The organism is Candidatus Chlorobium masyuteum, from assembly GCF_011601315.1.
In the GTDB taxonomy this organism is placed as follows: Bacteria; Bacteroidota; Chlorobiia; order Chlorobiales; family Chlorobiaceae; genus Chlorobium; species Chlorobium masyuteum.
Genome location: NZ_JAAORA010000002.1, coordinates 527,780 through 546,951, shown reverse-complemented (window position 1 = coordinate 546,951; position 19,172 = coordinate 527,780). Strand labels below are relative to the sequence as shown.

21 protein-coding genes are annotated in these 19,172 nt (G+C 48.7%); 20 read left to right on the top strand and 1 reads right to left on the bottom strand.

Features of this window, described 5'->3' with window-relative positions:
- Positions 1-16 precede the first annotated feature (16 nt).
- The 20 genes from G9409_RS06120 to G9409_RS06020 all read left to right on the top strand — a co-directional run bounded on the left by G9409_RS06120 (position 17) and on the right by G9409_RS06020 (position 18,698).
- Positions 17-688: a cbb3-type cytochrome c oxidase subunit II gene (locus G9409_RS06120; protein WP_166807914.1), complete on the top strand. Its 672-nt coding sequence runs from the start codon at positions 17-19 to the stop codon at positions 686-688.
- Positions 685-828, top strand: coding sequence for a cbb3-type cytochrome c oxidase subunit 3 (locus tag G9409_RS06115; protein ID WP_166807913.1), 144 nt, complete (start codon positions 685-687; stop codon positions 826-828). The genes G9409_RS06120 and G9409_RS06115 overlap by 4 nt, the downstream gene beginning before the upstream one ends.
- A 41-nt stretch (positions 829-869) precedes the next feature.
- Entirely contained in the window at positions 870-1,331 is a 462-nt protein-coding gene (locus G9409_RS06110; RefSeq protein WP_166807912.1) for a c-type cytochrome, read from the top strand.
- 27 nt (positions 1,332-1,358) lie between these two features.
- The gene (locus G9409_RS06105) at positions 1,359-2,459 is read left to right on the top strand and encodes a 4Fe-4S dicluster domain-containing protein (protein WP_166807911.1); all 1,101 of its coding nucleotides are present in this window, start codon (positions 1,359-1,361) and stop codon (positions 2,457-2,459) included.
- Positions 2,456-2,896, top strand: a complete 441-nt coding sequence (locus G9409_RS06100; RefSeq protein WP_166807910.1) for a FixH family protein — start codon at positions 2,456-2,458, stop codon at positions 2,894-2,896. The genes G9409_RS06105 and G9409_RS06100 overlap by 4 nt, the downstream gene beginning before the upstream one ends.
- On the top strand, positions 2,875-3,303 hold the full coding sequence (locus G9409_RS06095) for a hypothetical protein (RefSeq protein WP_166807909.1): 429 nt from the start codon (positions 2,875-2,877) through the stop codon (positions 3,301-3,303). Before G9409_RS06100 ends, G9409_RS06095 begins: the two co-directional genes overlap by 22 nt.
- Positions 3,290-5,716, top strand: coding sequence for a heavy metal translocating P-type ATPase (locus G9409_RS06090; protein ID WP_166807908.1), 2,427 nt, complete (start codon positions 3,290-3,292; stop codon positions 5,714-5,716). The genes G9409_RS06095 and G9409_RS06090 overlap by 14 nt, the downstream gene beginning before the upstream one ends.
- A 10-nt stretch (positions 5,717-5,726) precedes the next feature.
- On the top strand, positions 5,727-5,909 hold the full coding sequence (gene ccoS / locus G9409_RS06085) for a cbb3-type cytochrome oxidase assembly protein CcoS (RefSeq protein WP_166807907.1): 183 nt from the start codon (positions 5,727-5,729) through the stop codon (positions 5,907-5,909).
- A gap of 194 nt (positions 5,910-6,103) precedes the next feature.
- Positions 6,104-6,781: a sulfite exporter TauE/SafE family protein gene (locus G9409_RS06080; RefSeq protein WP_166807906.1), complete on the top strand. Its 678-nt coding sequence runs from the start codon at positions 6,104-6,106 to the stop codon at positions 6,779-6,781.
- A gap of 157 nt (positions 6,782-6,938) precedes the next feature.
- Positions 6,939-7,163 (top strand): hypothetical protein, encoded by a 225-nt coding sequence (locus G9409_RS06075; RefSeq protein ID WP_166807905.1) that lies wholly within the window; start codon positions 6,939-6,941, stop codon positions 7,161-7,163.
- Between the two features lie 123 nt (positions 7,164-7,286).
- Positions 7,287-8,213, top strand: coding sequence for a hypothetical protein (locus tag G9409_RS06070; protein WP_166807904.1), 927 nt, complete (start codon positions 7,287-7,289; stop codon positions 8,211-8,213).
- 45 nt (positions 8,214-8,258) lie between these two features.
- A complete protein-coding gene (locus G9409_RS06065; RefSeq protein ID WP_166807903.1) occupies positions 8,259-8,852 on the top strand; it encodes an AbiV family abortive infection protein in 594 nt (197 codons plus the stop codon).
- Between the two features lie 815 nt (positions 8,853-9,667).
- Positions 9,668-9,916, top strand: coding sequence for a FitA-like ribbon-helix-helix domain-containing protein (locus G9409_RS06055; RefSeq protein WP_166807901.1), 249 nt, complete (start codon positions 9,668-9,670; stop codon positions 9,914-9,916).
- Entirely contained in the window at positions 9,913-10,338 is a 426-nt protein-coding gene (locus G9409_RS06050) for a type II toxin-antitoxin system VapC family toxin (protein WP_166807900.1), read from the top strand. Before G9409_RS06055 ends, G9409_RS06050 begins: the two co-directional genes overlap by 4 nt.
- Before the next feature lie 155 nt (positions 10,339-10,493).
- Positions 10,494-11,780, top strand: a complete 1,287-nt coding sequence (locus G9409_RS06045) for a phosphatidylserine decarboxylase (RefSeq protein WP_166807899.1) — start codon at positions 10,494-10,496, stop codon at positions 11,778-11,780.
- Positions 11,781-12,149: 369 nt separating this feature from the next.
- On the top strand, positions 12,150-13,505 hold the full coding sequence (locus G9409_RS06040; RefSeq protein WP_166807898.1) for a cytochrome ubiquinol oxidase subunit I: 1,356 nt from the start codon (positions 12,150-12,152) through the stop codon (positions 13,503-13,505).
- Positions 13,506-13,525: 20 nt separating this feature from the next.
- Entirely contained in the window at positions 13,526-14,521 is a 996-nt protein-coding gene (cydB, locus tag G9409_RS06035) for a cytochrome d ubiquinol oxidase subunit II (RefSeq protein ID WP_166807897.1), read from the top strand.
- A 91-nt stretch (positions 14,522-14,612) separates the two neighbouring features.
- On the top strand, positions 14,613-16,352 hold the full coding sequence (gene cydD, locus G9409_RS06030; RefSeq protein ID WP_166807896.1) for a thiol reductant ABC exporter subunit CydD: 1,740 nt from the start codon (positions 14,613-14,615) through the stop codon (positions 16,350-16,352).
- The gene (gene cydC, locus G9409_RS06025) at positions 16,349-18,088 is read left to right on the top strand and encodes a thiol reductant ABC exporter subunit CydC (RefSeq protein ID WP_166807895.1); all 1,740 of its coding nucleotides are present in this window, start codon (positions 16,349-16,351) and stop codon (positions 18,086-18,088) included. The genes cydD and cydC overlap by 4 nt, the downstream gene beginning before the upstream one ends.
- A 31-nt stretch (positions 18,089-18,119) precedes the next feature.
- The gene (locus G9409_RS06020) at positions 18,120-18,698 is read left to right on the top strand and encodes an NAD(P)H-dependent oxidoreductase (RefSeq protein WP_166807894.1); all 579 of its coding nucleotides are present in this window, start codon (positions 18,120-18,122) and stop codon (positions 18,696-18,698) included.
- Between the two features lie 68 nt (positions 18,699-18,766).
- Here G9409_RS06020 and G9409_RS06015 read toward each other — a convergent pair whose 3' ends face one another.
- On the bottom strand, positions 18,767-19,057 hold the full coding sequence (locus G9409_RS06015) for a putative quinol monooxygenase (protein WP_166807893.1): 291 nt from the start codon (positions 19,055-19,057) through the stop codon (positions 18,767-18,769).
- Positions 19,058-19,172 lie beyond the last annotated feature (115 nt).

Below are 19,172 nucleotides of genomic sequence, written 5' to 3'. Positions count from 1 at the left end.
AACAGGAGCTGTAATCATGGGGATCACTTCAAAACCGGTTGTTTTCGCACTGCTTTCAACCGTTGTCATCCTGATCGGCACAACCGTAACCGTCTTTATTCCGCTCTTCATGCCCTCAACTCAGCCGGTGAGCGCCTATATCAAGCCCTACACGGCTGTTGAACAGGAGGGACGGGACATCTATATGCGTGAAGGGTGCAACAACTGCCACACCCAGACCGTCCGGCCACTCCGGACAGAGGTGCTGCGCTACGGCGAATACTCAAAACCTGAAGAGTTTGCCTATGACCGGCCATTTCTCTGGGGCTCCCGCCGCACTGGGCCTGACCTGAACAGGGTTGGAGGCAAATATCCCGATTCATGGCACTACACCCACTTCCGGAGCCCGCAAGCCATGTTTGAAAAATCAAATATGCCTCCCTATGCCTGGCTTGCAAACAACCGGCTTGACGTCGCGAACTCATTCAAAAAAACATCAGTTCTCGGTTATGGCTACTCTGAAAACGAGGTTCAGCAGCAGATCGACCAGTGCCGCTCAACGGTGACCAATGATAACTATCCATCAAAAGTGAGTCGCGACAAGGTCACTCCTCCTGAACTGCAGAAGGAGCTTACGGAGATGGATGCCCTCGTTGCCTACATCCAGAAGCTTGGACGGGATGTAAAAAAAATGGAGGCCAATAAATGAATTTTTCCGGAATAGCATACCTCATTTTCACCATCGCTCTGGCTACTGTTCTTGCCGGAATAATTTTTTACTACTACAATCCGAAGCGAAAAGAGAAGGTCGAGAAACCAAAGCAGAGCATGCTTGATGACGACCAGTGAAACCTCGAACAGCTCAAACAGATCTTTAAATGGAGACCTCAATGCATGATTCCGGTGAGCCCCAGGATGGCCATAACAAAATCCCCAAAGGGTGGCTGCTGTTTTTTTTCGGAGGAGTTATCTTTCTCGTCGGCTACACGGTATCCTATACCCCGGCCATCTCGGGATGGTCATTCTACAAGGAGTATGAACAGGAGATGGTTGCTGCATCCAAAACGGTAAAAACGGATACGGTCAAGGATTATGCCGGGGACAACGATGCCATTGAGGATGGAAAGGAGATTTTTGCCACCACCTGTGCACCATGCCACAATGCCGATGCAACCGGAGGCATCGGCCCCAATCTTACCGCAGCAAAACTCAAATACGGCTCTGCCCGGAGCGATCTCTACGAAACGATTACCAAAGGGAGACCAAACGGGATGCCCTCTTTTCTTCCCCAGATCGGAGCCGAAAAGATCAGCAAGGTTATAGCATATCTGGAAACCCTGAGAAAACCATAATCTCCGCAAACTCAGGAGCCTCTCATTTTGTGGAAAAAAAAGAGAAACGTTATAGCAATCCTGCAGGCGGTCATCCTGACCGGCCTGCCGTTTCTTTTCATAAACGGCCAGAGTGCCTTCCGCTTTGACATTGCGACCCTAAAGCTCCATCTTTTCGGATCAGTTATATGGATGCGGGAGTTTTATCTTATTCTTGCCGCTGCCCTCTTTTTTCTCCTCTTTATCGGCCTGGTTACCATCATTTTCGGAAGAGTCTGGTGTGGCTGGTTCTGTCCGCAAACCGTCCTGCTTGATTTGAGTGAGCGTATTGCAGGGAAAGAAAAACGACGGAAACCCTTGCAGAAAATTGTACTGCTCCCCCTCTCTGCCCTCGTGTCGATTACCATGATCAGCTACTTTGTTCCACCTGCAGAAGCATTCAGAACCCTTTTTTCAGAACCGGTCATTACCACTTTTTTCCTTGTTCTCTGGCTGCTCGTCTACCTTGAACTGGCCTTTCTCGGAAGAGGTTTCTGCACCTCAATATGCCCTTACGCCATGCTCCAGAATGTGCTTTTTGACAAGGAGACTCTTGTTATCGAGTATGATGCCACACGGGATGCGACCTGCATGAGATGCGATGCCTGCGTTCAGGTTTGCCCTGTCGGCATCGACATCAAAAAAGGGTTGAGCTCCGCCTGCATTGCCTGCGCCGAATGTATCGACGCTTGCCGGACCATGACTGAAAAGAGGGGTATGCGCCCTTTCCCGAACTATAAAGGGCGAATCGTCCGACCGAAAACATTCTGGCTCGGCGGGGTAACCGGCTTTGCCGCCATTGCCCTTATAGTGCTTCTGCTCTGCCGTCCTCCGGTTGATTTTCTTGTCATCCGTGACAATGCATCACTGCCACCGGGACTGAACCGTTACTCCTTCACTATCCATAACAACGGAGCGGAAAAACTGACGCTGGAGCTATCCTCATCTGATTCCGGTGTAACCCTTATTGGGGAGCACACCCTTCAGGTGGAGCCATTTTCAGCACTTCATGGAACTATTCTGGTCAAATCGACCGGCAAACGGGAGCTGCTCCATCTCAAAATTTCCGGTAACGGTATGGTCATCAACAGGGAGGCCGGTTTTCTATGAAGCTCTTTTTCTACATCATCTATCCGCTTTTTTTCTTTGCCATGGGCTGCGGCATCTATGTAGCATTCAGGGATGCCGAAGGGATGGTGGACAACAACTATTATGAAAACAGCAAACGCTATTTTCAGGCAAAGTCGGCAGAAGAGCGCCTTGGTATAGCAATCCAGTCGCCAGCAGCACTGAAGAGGGGAGAAAATGAGATCAGAATTTCCGTCACCTCAAAGGGAGTGCCGCTTGAACATGCCGATCTCACCCTCTTTATCGGAAACCTCTCCTCTTCCGGTTATGACTCCACCATAACTATGCGTGAACGCTCACCCGGAGTCTATCAGGCAACTGCTGACATTCCATTCAAAGGTGTCTGGTTCACACGAATTGACCTGAAGCAGCAACAACAACTCATTGCCACAAAAAAATGGTTTTCAGAGATAAAATAAAAGGTATGGCGGCTCTGGCGCTCTTTGTATCGCTGTTGAGCACAGCAACTCCACTCCCGGCAAAAGAGCTGGAGTGCAACATCAATGATGGCCCCTGCTCGGTTACCTCCGCTCAGCGCACGGTCACACTGAACATTGAGCCAAAGCCGGTAAGTCCGATGCAGGAACTCAGCTTCACGGTAACCATTTCGCCATGCGACAGGCTTCCAGACAAACTGCTGCTTGATCTCAGCATGCCGGGTATGATGATGGGCAAAAACCAGGTCACTCTTCAGAGAACAACCGGTTGTACCTACAAGGGCAAAGGGGTAATTGTCCGATGCATGAGCGGACGCACTCTCTGGCAGGCAACATTGCTTTCCGAGCTGCTTGACAATCCGGCATTTATCTTCAATGTCAGAAAGTGAGACCACCGCGGCTGAATGCGTGCAATGCGATCACTGCATGCAGGAGACCGGCAGAAATACAGCCGTAACCGCAAGAATTGACGGCCAGACGAAATATTTCTGCTGCCATGGCTGTCTCGGGGTCTACGAGCTTGTCAACAGCAGCTCGCTTGATGCATTTTACCGCCAGCGGTGCGACTGGCAGCCCGGCCCTCCGGCCACCGGAGTAAAGCTCCAGAGTGCCCACTTCAGCGATACCGTTACCATTGCAGGTGATGAGCACCGCATTGAGCTTTTACTCTCCGGCATACGATGCGCTTCATGTGTATGGCTTATCGAAAAGTTTCTCGTAAAAGTTGAAGGGGTACTTTCAGCAAGAGTCAACTATGCAACCCACAAGGCCATCATCACCTGGAGTGGGCGTAAAACAACGCTCGACACCATCCTGAATGCTGTACGGGATATCGGCTACCTTCCTCACCCCTGCCATCAGAACGCAGGCAGCACTGTTTTTGCTGAGGAGAAGCAGGACCTGCTCCTTCGCTTCGGAACTGCCGGATTTTTCTCCATGCAGCTCATGCTCTTTACGGCAGCGCTCTATGCCGGTTTTTTCCAGGGCATGGAGAGCCGCTACAGAGTCGCGTTTCAGCTCATCTCCTGGGCTCTTGCCTCCCCGGTTCTCTTTTATGCCGGATTTCCATTCCTCTCAAACGCATGGCGTTCGCTGAGGCGGCTCACACTCAACATGGATGTTCTTGTAGCGCTCGGTTCACTCTCGGCATACCTCTACAGTATTGCGATGATCCCCCTCGGAGGGGAGGTGTTTTTTGACAGTGCCGCCATGATCATCACCTTCATCCTTCTCGGCCGTTTCCTTGAGGCCGGTTCACGCCTCAAGGCGGGCAACGCCATGGCTGAGCTTGCCGAACTCCAGCCGCAGGAGGCCCTGCTTCTTTCCGAAAGCGGCCAAACCACGATGGTGCCGATTTCTGCGGTCAATCCCGGCGACCGGATCGAGGTGATCCCCGGTGACCGGATACCGCTTGACGGCGTCGTGATTGAAGGCGAAGCCGAAGTAAATGAATCAATGCTTACCGGGGAGTCCCGCCCCGTTCTGAAAGAGCCTGGCAGCAGCATCTTTGCCGGAAGTTTTTCCATGAACGGACGGCTCACGATCAAGGTCACCGGAAAAGCATCCGCTACCCTGCTCTCACGGATCATCAAAACCGTCGAGGATGCACACGCCCGCAAGGCACCAATACAAAACATTGCGGATAAAACCGCCGGCTTTTTCGTGCCGGTAACCATTCTTCTGGCTTTCGCCACCTTTCTCTACTGGAAACTCTCCAGCGGCAGCACGGTCAGTGCACTCCTGAATGCCGTCTCGGTGCTCGTCATTGCCTGCCCCTGTGCTCTCGGTCTGGCAACACCACTCGCTATTCTGGTCGGCACTTCCGCATCAGGCAAAAAAGGCATTCTTGTAAAGGGGGGAGATATTTTTGAAACTCTCTCAAAAACCACGACTGTTGTCCTCGACAAAACCGGCACCATCACCAGGGGAAAACCCTCCATAACCGATCTTCACGATTTTGCCCGAACCCCTGCTTTTCTGCAGCATGCAGCATCACTTGAAGCCTCTTCGGAACACCCGACGGCTCATGCTCTTGCCGGAGCATGGGATGGTGATCTCCTGAAGGTTGAGCGCTTCAGGGCAATACCGGGCAGAGGTGTTTCCGGCACTATCGAGGGCGAATCCTGGCTGGCTGGCTCGGAAGCGTTCATGCAGCAGGAAAACATAGAGATCACTCCTGAACAGCAAGCAATTGCATCACGGCTTGACACCGAAGGAAAAACCGTGGTGATGGTTGCCTGCAACAAGAGAGTTGCCGGAGTGATCGGCCTGATCGACGACCTGCGTGACGACGCCCTTCCCATGATTAAGCTGCTCCGTAAAAAGGGGATGAAACTGAAGATCCTGACCGGCGACAACCGGGGAGTGGCCGACTATATCGCAGCAAAATGTGGCATCACCGATGTTCAGGCCTGCCTGGGTCCGATTGAAAAGGCAGCGGTTATCCGCGAGCTGAAAGAGAGGGGTGAGTGTGTCATGATGGTCGGAGACGGAATCAATGATGCCCCTGCCCTCACAGAAGCCGACACGGGAGTGACCGTCGGCCAGGCATCGGGCATAGCGCTCGAAAGTGCTGGAGTGGCCATTCTCAAGGATGACCTCCGGCTCATCAGCACCCTCATTGACAGCTCTTCAAAATGTTTTTCCGTCATCCGGCAGAACCTTTTCTGGGCCTTTGCGTATAATCTGATAGCCCTGCCGCTTGCCGTCACGGGTGTGCTGCATCCCATCATCTCCGCAATGCTGATGGCGACAAGCTCGCTGGTGGTGGTGAGTAACTCTCTTCGATTGAAAAAACCTTGACAGCAGAGCCATGTACACTATATTTTTTCTTATCGGTATCGGGCTGTTTGTCGGTGTGGCGGCATGGTTCCTCTTTATCTGGGCAGTCAAAAGCGGGCAGTTTGACGACCCCGAGGCACCCAAGTACCGGATGCTTGACGATGACGATGAACCGGCAAAAACAGCCGAACATGGAAAGAGAGAAGAAAAATAAAATGAAAAGGGCATCTCTATAAATTGTCGTAAGCGGTTTGAAGATTTTTGGACCACAAAACAGACGAAATTACACGAAATTGCGCCAAGGAAAACCATCCAGATGTTCTCTTCGTCCCTGACGTCCTTGTTCTCTTTTTGAGCACCGTCCAACGAAGCAATCGAATCGCGGAACAAATTAATAGAGATGCCACTATGACTATTCCACCACTGCTGGCCATGATGCTCTCCGGGATCGCCGGAGGATTCGGCCACTGCATCAGCATGTGCGGCCCGGTTGTCGGCGCTCTCTCGGTCGGCGAAACCCGAAAAGGTCTACTTCATCTTCTGCTCTACAACCTCGGCAGAGTAACCACCTATACCATACTTGGAGGTATTGTCGGCCTCTCCGGCTCATTTCTTCTGCTTGCCGCCTCCATTGAGGCTCTACAGCGCACAATCATGATCATTGCAGGGCTCACTATCATCCTTATGGGGCTCTCAACAGCAGAGTGGCTGCCGCTGCCAGTTAAAAGCAGTGGTTGCAGCTCCGGCGGCAGCGTGATGCAAAAGATCATGTCGCTCTTCAAGGCCCCCCGCTCAATCGGCAGCTACTACCCGATGGGTATCGTCCTCGGATTTCTCCCCTGCGGCCTCACCTACACCGCCCTGCTCGCCTCAGCAAGAGCCGCCATGGATGCGGAAAACCCCTTTGCCGGAATGCTCATGGGAGCCCTCATGATGCTCCTCTTCGGCATCGGTACCGCCCCTGCCCTGATTCTGGTAGGAAAGGTGGTCAACACCATCAGCCACACCACCCGCAAACGCTTTTACCGGTTTGCCAGCCTGATTATGATTGCCACAGGCGTATGGTTTATTGTTTCGGCATGGTGAGGGATGCAAGGCATCCGCTGGAAAGAGTTGAAATTTTATAGTGCCTGATATTTGCGTATTTTATAGCATAAAATCTATAAAACCATTTGTTATGCGAACAAACCAATCTATGGTTCGGTGATATCACACTGAAAAATAATCATTTTTTTAAATCTCTATGGACGATAAAATTCCGAGTTGGCTAAAAGCAATGCAAAATGGCGCTTTAGGGGAAGTCAGAGCGAAAGCATTCCTAATGGATAGATTTTGGATATTAGAACGGTCTATTGACATTGATGGTGCCGATTTAATAATTCAAAGACGTATAACGAATAAAAACTTGTTGGATAAAAACCCTCCTATACTTGGATTCATTCAAGTCAAGTTTTTTGAGTCAGAATAAACGACACACTATATTCATCAAGATTACATATTTGATAACGACAATAAGCCGAGAGACGAATTTTTTCTTTTATGTCACACCGGATTTGAAGAAAATTCTCGAATATTCTTTTTAACTTCAGAAATGATTAATTCTGACTTTGAACTTGTAAAAATATCAGATATCAACAAATTTAAAATAAGTGGTTCAAAAGTGCTAAAAAACAAAAAGTATCTCGTACAATCTAAATCATTTACCTTAAGTAGAATAGAAAGAAATTTATCCTTTGCAGACTTCAAAAGAAATAGGGAATTTATTTCATGGAAATTACCTAAAACACAACTCGACTTATCAGGAATCATGCCTGACTATAGCGAACCTATTGAAAATTCTTGGGGAAATATACCTATTGAATTTCAAAAGATCAAAGAGAACGCATTAAACGCAATGGAAAAAAAAGAATCACTGTACCTCTACCTAAAAGCTATTGCAGAAGAAATCGATCCACTGAAAGCTTTCGATAAAATAGAACTAATATGTAATGAAATCAGTACTTTTTATGGCTATTTTGGCACAGAAGTAATTAATAGTTTATATGACGAAAACTTTTATTACACGTGTAAAAATCATAAAGACAAAGTTAAGAATCTAAAAGAAGATGGCTTACTCGATATATTTGTAAAATCCAAAACAACCCTTAAAAAAAGCGTGATCGACTTTTTATGTAAAAACCTTCCAATTGATGCCAATACGATTCATTCTATGACAATTGAGTTCTCACTAGAAAACTTTAAATTTAAGTCCATTAAACATGAGCTCATTAAGGCTAATGAATACTTTCATATTCCCGACACCTTAAATCAATATGGGCATATAGATGTCTCATCTTCTAACTATAGAGGAATAAAAAATATTTCCGGAAACACTTTCGAATATTATTGGCTCGCAGGAAGAATACACATTTCCGATAAATTAACAAACAAATTACCGCAGTATTATTCAGAAGAAGACTTTTGGATTTATAATGACTGCTTAGATATGATGTACGACTTGAAATATTGCAATGAATGAGTTCAATACTTAGTCTATAAGCATTAATAAACTGTAGTGATACATATGAAACCACTCGCCCATAAACAAGTTGAGATAGCCAGAAGCATGATTTTGGAGAATGCCAGGTCACTTCTTGAAGAGGCAAAGCTTCTTTATGTTCACGGTTTTTTCGCCCGTGCATACACATTGGCACATCTATCTTCTGAAGAGATTGTTAAAATTCCAATGATAGTCCGGGCCGTACTCGACGAGGCTTCGGGTATTCCATACGATTGGAAAAAATTGGCTAAACGCTTAAACTCACATACAAAAAAAATTGAGGCAACCCTTTTTCACGATTATCTCCAAACTGAGATTAGAGCTGATGATAGTGATGTTAATGATTATAAGGCTGCATTGGAAACAATCCCTGATTTAAACAATGAGAAAAACAACTCTATTTATTGCAATTTTAACAATGGTATTGCAGTGAGCCCATTACAACAAATAAGCGCAGACTCTGCACGCGTAATGATAGCGGTCAGTAATGCGCGTATTGAATGGATCAAATATCAAGAAAAGCATACCAAGGGTTTTCTTGATGGAACGTTTTCTGAAGATTTTCTTGAACGACTTCGAAAGATTCGAGAAATAATGGATACATTGAAAAATCCGTAACTATTGATCAAACACATCTTTCATTAAAAATGAGATGGAAATTACCAGCGGAAGCGCTAAAAAGCCAATTTATCACAAGCCAAAACAAATGAACTAAAGGAAATTTAGGGTTCGCTTGCTTATGCTTACAAAAAACGAGTTAAACACCAGGTCAAAAACAGGAAGTAAACTCTTCAAATCTGCGAATCAGACACTTGACTATGCTCGCGGCAATAATACTGAAGGCTTTGTCACTCATGTCCCTGAAGGTGTCGACATCAAAACAATTCGTAACAACTTTCGCCTTACGCAACCTGAGTTTTCAGCTCGATTCGGCTTTGAACTTCGATCAGTACAAGATTGGAAACTAATACGCCTTCAGCCTCAACGATCAGCGAGGATTCTGTTGACGGTCTTTACGCATGAGCCAGCGGCTGTCAGAAGAGCGTTGAAACGTAGGCGAATGAACGCGGTAAATCATTGATAAACTTACCTATAAGCCAGTTAAATACAACCACGAAGCCACCCTTCGTAAGGCAATGAAAGACGTGGAGTTCCGGAAGAAATATGAATCTTTGAAACCAACCTATGCTTCTGTCAGGGCGTTGCTTCTTGTCCGTCAACAAAAATCCCGAATGAAAGCAAGTCCCGAGGATAACCCGGAAGTTCAAGCTGAAGGCAAATGAACGGTTATGTGAAGATACTCACGAAGAAATCGTAATTTTAACGAATTTTGTTTTGATAACCAGCCAGCATATATTTCAGAATTAAGAGGCATGACATGGCTATTTACACGTTATATGTTGTGTGTCTCTTTTCAATTCAGGAGGTGTTTCATGACTCAAGTCATTATTTGTAAAGTCGAGGATAAAGTCAACAGACTTCTTATAAAGCGGGCAACCATGCACGGCTTGAGTGTAGAAGAAGAGGTTGGCCAGATTCTGCGGTGTGCTGTCACGGAAACGGATCAGACCCAGAAAAAACTGGGTTCACGCATCGCTGCGCGCTTTAAAGATATAGGTCTGACAGAACCACTGACTGAGCTCCATGGACATGCCCTTGAACCGGTGAACTTTGGTTCATGATAATTCTGGACACCAACGTCTTGTCCGCACTGATGCAGCAGCAACCAGACCCTCAAGTGATTGCCTGGCTGGACAAACAATCATCCCAATCTATCTGCCTGAACAGCATCACCCTGTTTGAAGTCCGCTTCGGTTTACACCTGCTGACATCTGGCAATCGTAAAACATTACTACAGAAGCGCTTTGAGGAACTCCTGCAAGATGACTTCAAGAACCGTGTCTTGCTCTTTGATGCCAAATCAGCAAATCAAGCAGCGCAATTAGCTGCCGATCGCAAAATCAGCGGACGTCCCGTCGATATGCGCGACACTTTTATTGCCGGTATTGCTTTGGCGCACAACGCCATCATCGCTACTCGTAACATCCGACACTTCAGTGATTTATCTGTCACTGTAGTCAACCCTTGGGATGAACAGGTCTGACAGGTTATGTATAAACCTTTGAAAAGAAACTGACCGATCTTGCACAAAATCCAACTGTTGCATCCGTTGCAACAGTTCAGAACAAAAGTGAAGTTTAATCAGGCATTACTGATGCTCCAACACCATCAGCCACATTTTTCAAACGGAGACGATTTATGAAAAAGAGGAATTTTCTGGTCAGGATACTCTCTGTTGTCACGCTTTGCACATGTCTGAGCTTCAGCGCTTTTGCCGGGGAGATCACCTCCGGAGCGGCAAAGCATGAGCCGATAACGGAGGAGTTGATCACCATGGTAGAGCATAATTCGGAACTGCGGAATATGCTTGTCGAGTCCATCAATAAAACTACCAGAATCAATCCGGACAGGGTAACCAACCCGGTCAGGACGCTGGAGGAGTATTACAATTTTATCGACTGGGCGACAAAAGCACTGCCCTGGTCAATCCTGCCCAACGCACCCTGGTCTTCGCTCTACGATCAGATTGATCAGAGTCTTGATTACTTCTACTTCGTCAACGATCAGCCGCTTACCGGACTAAAAAACAAAGGTTATTACAATAACTCACTGCAGTACCATGAACCCTATCGAACATGGCTGATCAACTTCACCAGGGAGTGGGGGCTCTATCTGAGCAGGGAGGGGTCATGGAACGATGCCTACTACAAAAAAGCTCTGGAGGATGATCGATTCGGACTGAACAAGGGGTGGTATGAGGACCCCTCAAACTGGAAAACATTCAACGATTTTTTTGCGCGCTATCTGAAATCGCCCGACCAGCGACCGATTGTCGCCCCGACTGACCAGTCAATCATAGCTTCCCCTGCCGACTCAAAGCCTCAGGGTGTATGGAGAATTGACAAACAATCCAATATTGTTGCTAAAAAAGGTGTCGCCATCAAATCCGGTGTATTCAAATCCGTAGCTGCTCTTGTGGGTGAAGGGAGTGCATACAAACTTGCATTTGCCAGTGGCACACTGACGCACACCTTTCTTGATGTAAACGATTATCACCGCTATCATTTCCCTGTTGACGGAACCATAAAAGAGGTCCGCACTATTCAGAGCGATGATGCTGTTGGCGGTTATTTGACATGGGATCCCGGCACAAAAAAATATATGCTTGATGCCAACACCCCCGGCTGGCAGAATATTGAGACCCGTGGATGCGTCATTATCGATACCCCGAAATATGGCGTGGTAGCACTGCTGCCGATCGGCATGTCGCAGGTTTGCTCCGTTAATTTTGAAAAGAGTGTCAACGTGGGCACTACCGTCAAAAAGGGTGATATGCTCGGATATTTCCTCTTCGGCGGCTCAGACTTCGTGATGCTCTTTCAAAAGAATGTTGACTTCAACCTTACAGCCCCTAAAGAGAGTAGTGACACCTTTAAACACCTGCTGATGGGCCAGGAGTACGGCAGAGTGACCATAAGGAGATGAGCTGAACTGCACATATGGATGAGCCGGTCACGTATGGCCCGATTGAGTGACCGGCATTTTACCTCTCCCTTTCGTCGTTTTCCCGCTTAATGTTTATCTTCCCCTTTCAGAGCATCTTCCTGCTGCTTGACAGGATGTATCAGAAAATAAATTACGTTATTAAAGGAAAACAGACTATTTTAAACCTGTTTCAAAACAAGAACCCGCGTACAGGCTGTAACCCCTTTGGTACCACTCTGAATCGTAGTGAGTCCACCCCCTGTCAGTAGAGTGTATTCCGACACAGTCGGAAACAAACAAAGCAATCGGAGCGCGGAATAGATTTATAGTGGTGCACTCATGGCCACAGTTCAGTTTCAATATTGTTTTATGGATACCCTTTTTCTTGCACGGGCTCAATTTGCCTTCACTGCTGTTTTTCATTTCTTCTTCATACCGCTTACACTCGGCCTGTCAATCTTTACGGCTATTCTTGAAACGGCCTGGGTGAAAACCGGAAACGAGCGGTATAAACAGCTTGCAAGGTTCTGGGGCAATCTCTTTCTGATCAACTTTGCCGTCGGTGTGGTAACCGGTATTGTGATGGAGTTTCAATTCGGCATGAACTGGTCGGAGTACTCGCGCTTTGTAGGTGACATTTTCGGTGTTCCCCTCGCTATCGAGGCCCTGCTTGCATTCTCGGTTGAAGCGACCTTTATCGGCATCTGGCTCTTCGGATGGAACAGGCTGCCCAAAGCACTCCATGCCGCCACAATTTGGATTGTCGCCCTCGGCTCCACCCTCTCTGCCTTCTGGATACTTGTAGCGAACTCCTTTATGCAGTACCCTGTCGGCTATAAAATGGCTGCAGATAGCTCAAGAGCGGAGATGGCGGATTTCTTTGCCTTCATCTTCAATCCCCATGTCTGGAAGCAGTTTCCGCATGTGCTTGCCGGAGGTGTGGTCACCGGAGGATTTCTGGTAATCGCCGTAAGCATATGGCATCTGGTGCGTGCAACAACAGAGCGAGAGGCTTTTAAAACCTCCCTGAAGTTCGGGGCTTTTTATGCCGTTACAGGCGCAATTCTCGTTACGCTTGCCGGACATGCACAGATGCAGGATCTCCTGAAAACCCAGCCGATGAAGGTTGCTGCTGCCGAAGCGCTCTGGGAGAGCGAAAATCCGGCAAGTTTTTCGTTGCTCACCATAGGAGATGAAAGGGAACTCAGGGATATTTTTGCCATCCGCATTCCCCGCCTGCTCTCCTTTCTTGCTTATGACCGCTTTGAAGGCGAGGTAAAAGGGATCCGGGAGCTGCAGAAAACATATGAAACAAAGTACGGACCAGGCAACTACATCCCCTCCGTTGTGACTGCCTACTGGAGCTTCAGATTCATGGTCGGAGCCGGAACCGTGATGCTCATGACCTCTCTCTTTGTGCTCTACCGGGTAGTAAAGGGCAACTATACCTTTTCGTCAAGAGTCGGCACCCTCATTATCTGGTCATCTATTCTACCCTGGATTGCAAACTCGTCAGGCTGGATACTGGCAGAAATGGGCCGTCAGCCATGGCTTGTGTTCGGTCTTCTGAAAACCGAAGAGGGTCTCTCACCCGCCTCGGTGGTCAGCAGCACTGAACTGATGCTCTCACTTGGAGTGTTTATCGTGATCTATGGCGTGCTTACTTTCACGGATGTCTACCTCTTGAGAAAATATGCCATAGCCGGGCTCGATTCATCGGAATAAACTGTAACGAACTTCACATAATGGATTTACACTCGATCTGGTTCATATTTATTGCGCTTCTTTTTACCATACTGTTTCTGCTTGAAGGCTTTGATTTCGGCACCGGCATTCTCCTCCCGTTTATGGGAAGTGATGATCGGGAGCGACGCAGTGTCATCAACACCATCGGTCCATTCTGGCTCGGTAATGAAGTGTGGCTGGTAAGCGCAGGAGGCGCAATGTTTGCCGCATTTCCGGGATGGTATGCCTCACTCCTCAGCGGCTTTTATCCGCTCTTCCTGCTGATGCTGCTCTCGCTGATTTTTCGGGGTGCAGCCTTTGAATTCCGCAGCAAGTTCAGTAACCCGGCCCTGAAAAGAGTATCAGAGTGGATTATCTTTGGCGGCAGTCTTGTTCCGGCACTGCTCTGGGGAGTTATCCTCTCCAATTTCATCGGTGGAGTGCCTGTTGATGCATCCGGGAACTATACCGGAGCTCTCTCCAACCTTCTGAATCCCTTTGCCCTTGCCGGCGGCGCTGCCTCTGCATTGACCTTTACCCTTTACGGCGCACTCTTTCTCTCGCTGAAAACATCCGGCAGCGTGAAAGAACGGGCTGTCGGTATCGCAAAAAAGCTCTGGGCTCCGGCCACACTCTCCCTGATGGTTTGCATCGCCTGCAGCGTAACCGTTACCTCCATAAAACCGGGTATCCTGCCACTGCTCTCACTGCTCTCACTTGCTGCGGTTCTACTCCTGCTGCAGAAAAACAGATCCGGAGTGGCATTCATCATGACCGCCCTTGCTATTATTTTTTCCGCACTCGCCATCTTCACGAACCTTTACCCGAGAGTGCTTGTTTCAAACCTCAATCCGGCCTGGAGCCTGACCATATACAACGCCTCTTCAAGTGAGTACACCCTCGGCATCCTCACCGTTGTGGCACTGATATTTACGCCACTGGTCATCATTGCCCAGTGCTGGAGCTACTGGGTATTCCGGGAAAGAGTTTCAACAGACTCGGAACTTGAATACTGACAACCGGTGCTCAAAGGAGTGAACCGGTTGCATCGAACTTTTTTATTATGTAGACTTAGTGCGATTTTGACACTGAACAAGACCATGAACCATGAACATTGACCGGCGACTTTTTCAACTCATAAAAGAAGAACGAGCGCCGTTTATTCTGTCAATTATTTCAGGATCTATCACGTCCGGAATGCTGATCGCCCAGGCGTTTTATCTGAGCAAAATCATTGATGGCGCGTTTATACAGAAAAGCACAATAAACAACCTCATCCCCTTGTTCGGTTTTTTCGGACTTTTCAGCATCCTCCGCATGTTGTTCAACTGGAGTTCACAGACTGAAGCCAACCGGGGAACCCTTACTATCCGTACAAAACTCTTCACTCGCCTGACTGAAAAAGTGGGGGTTCTCGGACCGATCTACACCCGTTCGGTGCAAAGCGGAAAGCTCAGCACAACGCTGATCAAGGGTGTCGAAGCACTCGATGCCTATTACAGCCAGTACATTCCACAGATCTTTTTTGCTCTCTTCACACCTCTGCTTATCGTTGCAGCCATCTTTCCTGACGACTGGATTTCAGGGGTTATCCTCGTTGCAACAGCACCCCTTATTCCGCTCTTCATGATCCTGATCGGGAAATCAGCCAGTGCCATGACTGAAAAGCAGTGGAAAACCATGAGCAGGATGAGCGGCTACTTTCTTGATGTTCTGCAAGGTCTGCCAACACTCAAGCTCTTTGCACAGAGCAGGGAGCAGCGAAAATCCATTGAAGAGTCCGGAGAGAACTTCCGCCAGGCAACCATGAGGGTATTGAAAGTTGCATTCCTCTCGTCCCTGACGCTTGAGCTGGTCGGCACCATTGGCACCGCCGTTATTGCTGTCGGGATAGGGTTGCGTATCATGAAAGGCCAGATCGGCTTTCAGCCTGCGCTTTTCGTTCTGCTGCTTACCCCTGACTTTTATCTTCCCCTTCGCCAGCTCGGTACAAAGTTCCATGCCGGAATGGAGGGTGTCAGTGCTTCGAAAGAGATTTTCGCCATTCTTGAACAACCAGCCCCGCTCGACAGCCCTGGCGTGCCTGCAATACAAGCCGAACCATTTGGCAGGTACCCTCTCATCCTGAACAATCTGAGCTACAGCTATCCCGGCTCTGAAGTTGCTGCTATCGACAACATTACCGCAACAATTCCTGCCGGAAAAACCACAGCAATCATCGGGCCGAGCGGTGCAGGAAAAAGCACCCTGATCAATCTCCTTCTCCGCTTTCAGGAACCCGCCACAGGCAGCATAACCATGAACGGGCGACCGGTTCATGAAATCCCTCTTGAAGAGTGGCACCGGGAGATCTCCTGGGTGCCGCAGCACCCATACCTCTTCAATGCCACACTGCAAGAGAATATTCTCCTTGGCAGAGCTGATGCATCGGAACAAGAGATCTCCGACACCCTTGAAAAAACCGGTCTTTTGAGCTTTGTCGGGACACTGCCGAAAGGACTTGAAACCATGATTGGCGAACAGGGCTCCCGACTGAGCGGAGGAGAGGCCCAAAGGGTCGCACTGGCAAGGGCATTTCTTAAAAACGCCCCCCTTCTGATACTCGATGAACCAACATCGCATACCGATCCGGAACTTGAAGCTGCACTGCGCAGTTCGATCCTGGAACTCATGAAAGACCGTACAACCGTAGTTATTGCCCACCGGCTTGAAACCATCATGAGGGCAGAACAGATTATTGTTGTCAGTAAAGGGCGGATTACCGGAACAGGAACACATGATGAGCTGATCGAAGCCGGCGGATTCTACCGTGATGCCCTGAAGTTGCAGCAGGAGGAGTGCTTATGAAAACGTTTATTCGACTGACCGCTATCGTCAGACCATACTTCTGGTGGATGGCACTTGCCGCCCTGATCGGCTTTGCCACAACCGGAAGCGGTATCGGCCTCCTGATGACCTCTGCCTACATCATCGCAAAGGCAGCACTTCAGCCCCCGATGGGTGCCCTTCAGCTCGGTATTGTCGGTGTGCGTTTTTTCGGCCTTGCCCGCGGAGTGCTGCGCTACGCCGAGCGGCTCGTATCCCATAACACAACCTTCAGGATACTGGCAAAACTCCGGCTCTGGTTTTATGATGCCCTGGAACCTCTTGCACCAGCCCGGCTCATGCACTTCAGAAGCGGTGATCTCCTTCAGCGGATTGTTGATGATATCCAGAGCCTTGAGAACCTCTACACAAGGGTTTTGGCTCCCCCGGTCACCGCAATTCTTGTCGCGCTGCTCATGTGGGTGCTTGCAGGAACCTACTCCCTTCAGGCGGCACTCCTTATCCTCTGCTTTCACCTGCTGGCAGGTATCGCCGTCCCGCTGCTTACCATGCTGCTCGGCCGCGGCCTCTCAGTCGGCATCATGAACCGGAAGACCGATCAGCAACTCCTTGCACTTGATCTCTTTCAGGGGATCGGGGAGCTTCAGGTATACGGCAGACTTGCCGGGCATCTTGAGGAGATGCGCTCTGTCGAATCAGCCAAACTCCAGCTCCAGAGAACAAACGCCATTGTTGAAGGGTTGCAGGAGTCACTTACCGGTTTGCTTATGAATGGCGCGGTACTAACGATACTCTGGGCACTCATACCGACAGTCTCAACCGGAGCCATGAACGGCATCTCACTTGCAGTCATAACGCTTGCGGTCATGGCCTCTTTTGAGCCGTTTATCCCCCTTCCGGCAGCAGTAAAACACCTTGAGGCTGACAGACATGCAGGAGAGCGCCTTTTTGAAATCCTTGATGCCAAGCCTGAAACCTCAAGCCCGGCAGCGCCGTTTCCTTTCCCTGCAAACCGTGCCATCAAAATCGAAAAGCTCAGCTTCACCTATCCGGGAAGCCTCACGAAAGCGCTCGATTCAATATCCTTCTCGGTTCCGGCAGGTCAGCACATTGCCATTGTCGGACCAAGCGGCGCAGGTAAATCAACCATCACCTCCCTCTTCATGCGATTCTGGAACAGTTCAGAAGGCGCTATCGCTATCGGTGATGTCGACATCACCCTCCTTGACCCGGAGGAGCTGCGTCGAAATATCTCTCTCGTATCACAGCGAACCTACCTCTTCGCCGAAACCATCCGGGAAAACCTTCTGCTCGCAAAACCCGATGCAACTGACGAAGAGCTCCGCCAAGCCCTCTCTCAGGCGGGACTCATCAACTTTGCATCCAAACTTGACGAATGGATCGGCCAGCACGGCATGAAACTCAGCGGAGGCGAACGCCAGCGCATCGCCATTGCACGCATTGTGCTGCAAAACGCTCCGATGATCATCCTTGATGAAGCAACTGCCAACCTGGACGGCATCACTGAAAAAGAGGTTACTGACACCCTTTCCTCCATCAGCAGAGGCAAAACCATGATCACCATCACCCACAGACTGAAGGCCATGGATCAGTACGACAACATCATCGTACTTGATAAAGGGAAAATTGTAGCACAGGGCGTTCACGAGCGTCTCATGAGCACAGAAGGGCTTTACCGCAGAATGTGGGAGCTGCAGCACTCAACTCCTGCTGTATTAACGGAAGTGCCGGAGTGAACAGAAAAGCAGAATGCCCCGTAAAGAGCAAATGAGCAAACGAATTCTTGTCATTCTTGGTCACCCGGCAAAGAAGAGTTTCTGTAGCGCACTTGCTGACTCCTATGTGAATGGAGCCAGAGCTGCCGGTAACGAGGTTCAATTACTCAATCCCGGTACCCTCACTTTCGATCCGATACTCCACAACGGTTACAACTCAATTCAGCCGCTTGAGCCTGATCTGGTTGCCGCCCAGGAGGCAATCATATGGGCGGAGCATCTGGTCTTCGTCTATCCTGTCTGGTGGGGAGCAATGCCTGCCTTGCTGAAAGGGTTTATCGACCGGATTTTTCTTCCCGGTTTTGCCTTCAAATTCAGGGATGGATCGGCAATGTGGGACCAGTTGCTCTCCAATCGATCGGCGCATCTGCTCGTCACCATGGACACCCCGATATGGTACTACCAGTTAGTCTATCGGATGCCGGGCCACAACCAGATGAAACGCACCATTCTTGAGTTCTGCGGTATCAAACCGGTGAAAATTTCAGGTTTCGGGCCGATAAAAAATGCAACCCTCCAAAAGCGAGAAAAGTGGCTTGCCAAGGCACATGCCTATGGCAAGAATGCCTGAGCTGATATATTCCAACGACAGCCAATTACTGCACGTTAAAAACAGTTATAAATTGTAGTGTGCCCCCATTATGCAAGCAGTGTCAGTTTATTGAATACCTTCTCGGCTATATGGCCATCTACAGCTTTTTGGTAGGCTTTGAACCCCTCTGTAGCCATATGCTTTTCCAGTAAAGCCTGGCTCTCCCATATTTCATAAAAAATAAATACTGCCGGATCACTTTTGTCTTCGTGACAGGAGTACTGTATGCACCCCTCCTCTTCTCTGGCAAGAGCAACAAGTTTAAGCAATTCGCTTTTGACCAGTTCAACAGACTCATTTTTTGCAACTACTTTTGCTACAAGTATCAGATTTGACATTAATTACCTCTTTGTTTTAATTAACTCACCCATGCAATTCAATTACAAAACGCACCAGCAATCAGCAGAAAATTGAACCTCATTATAATACGTTTTTCAATTCGGTGCCTGTTTG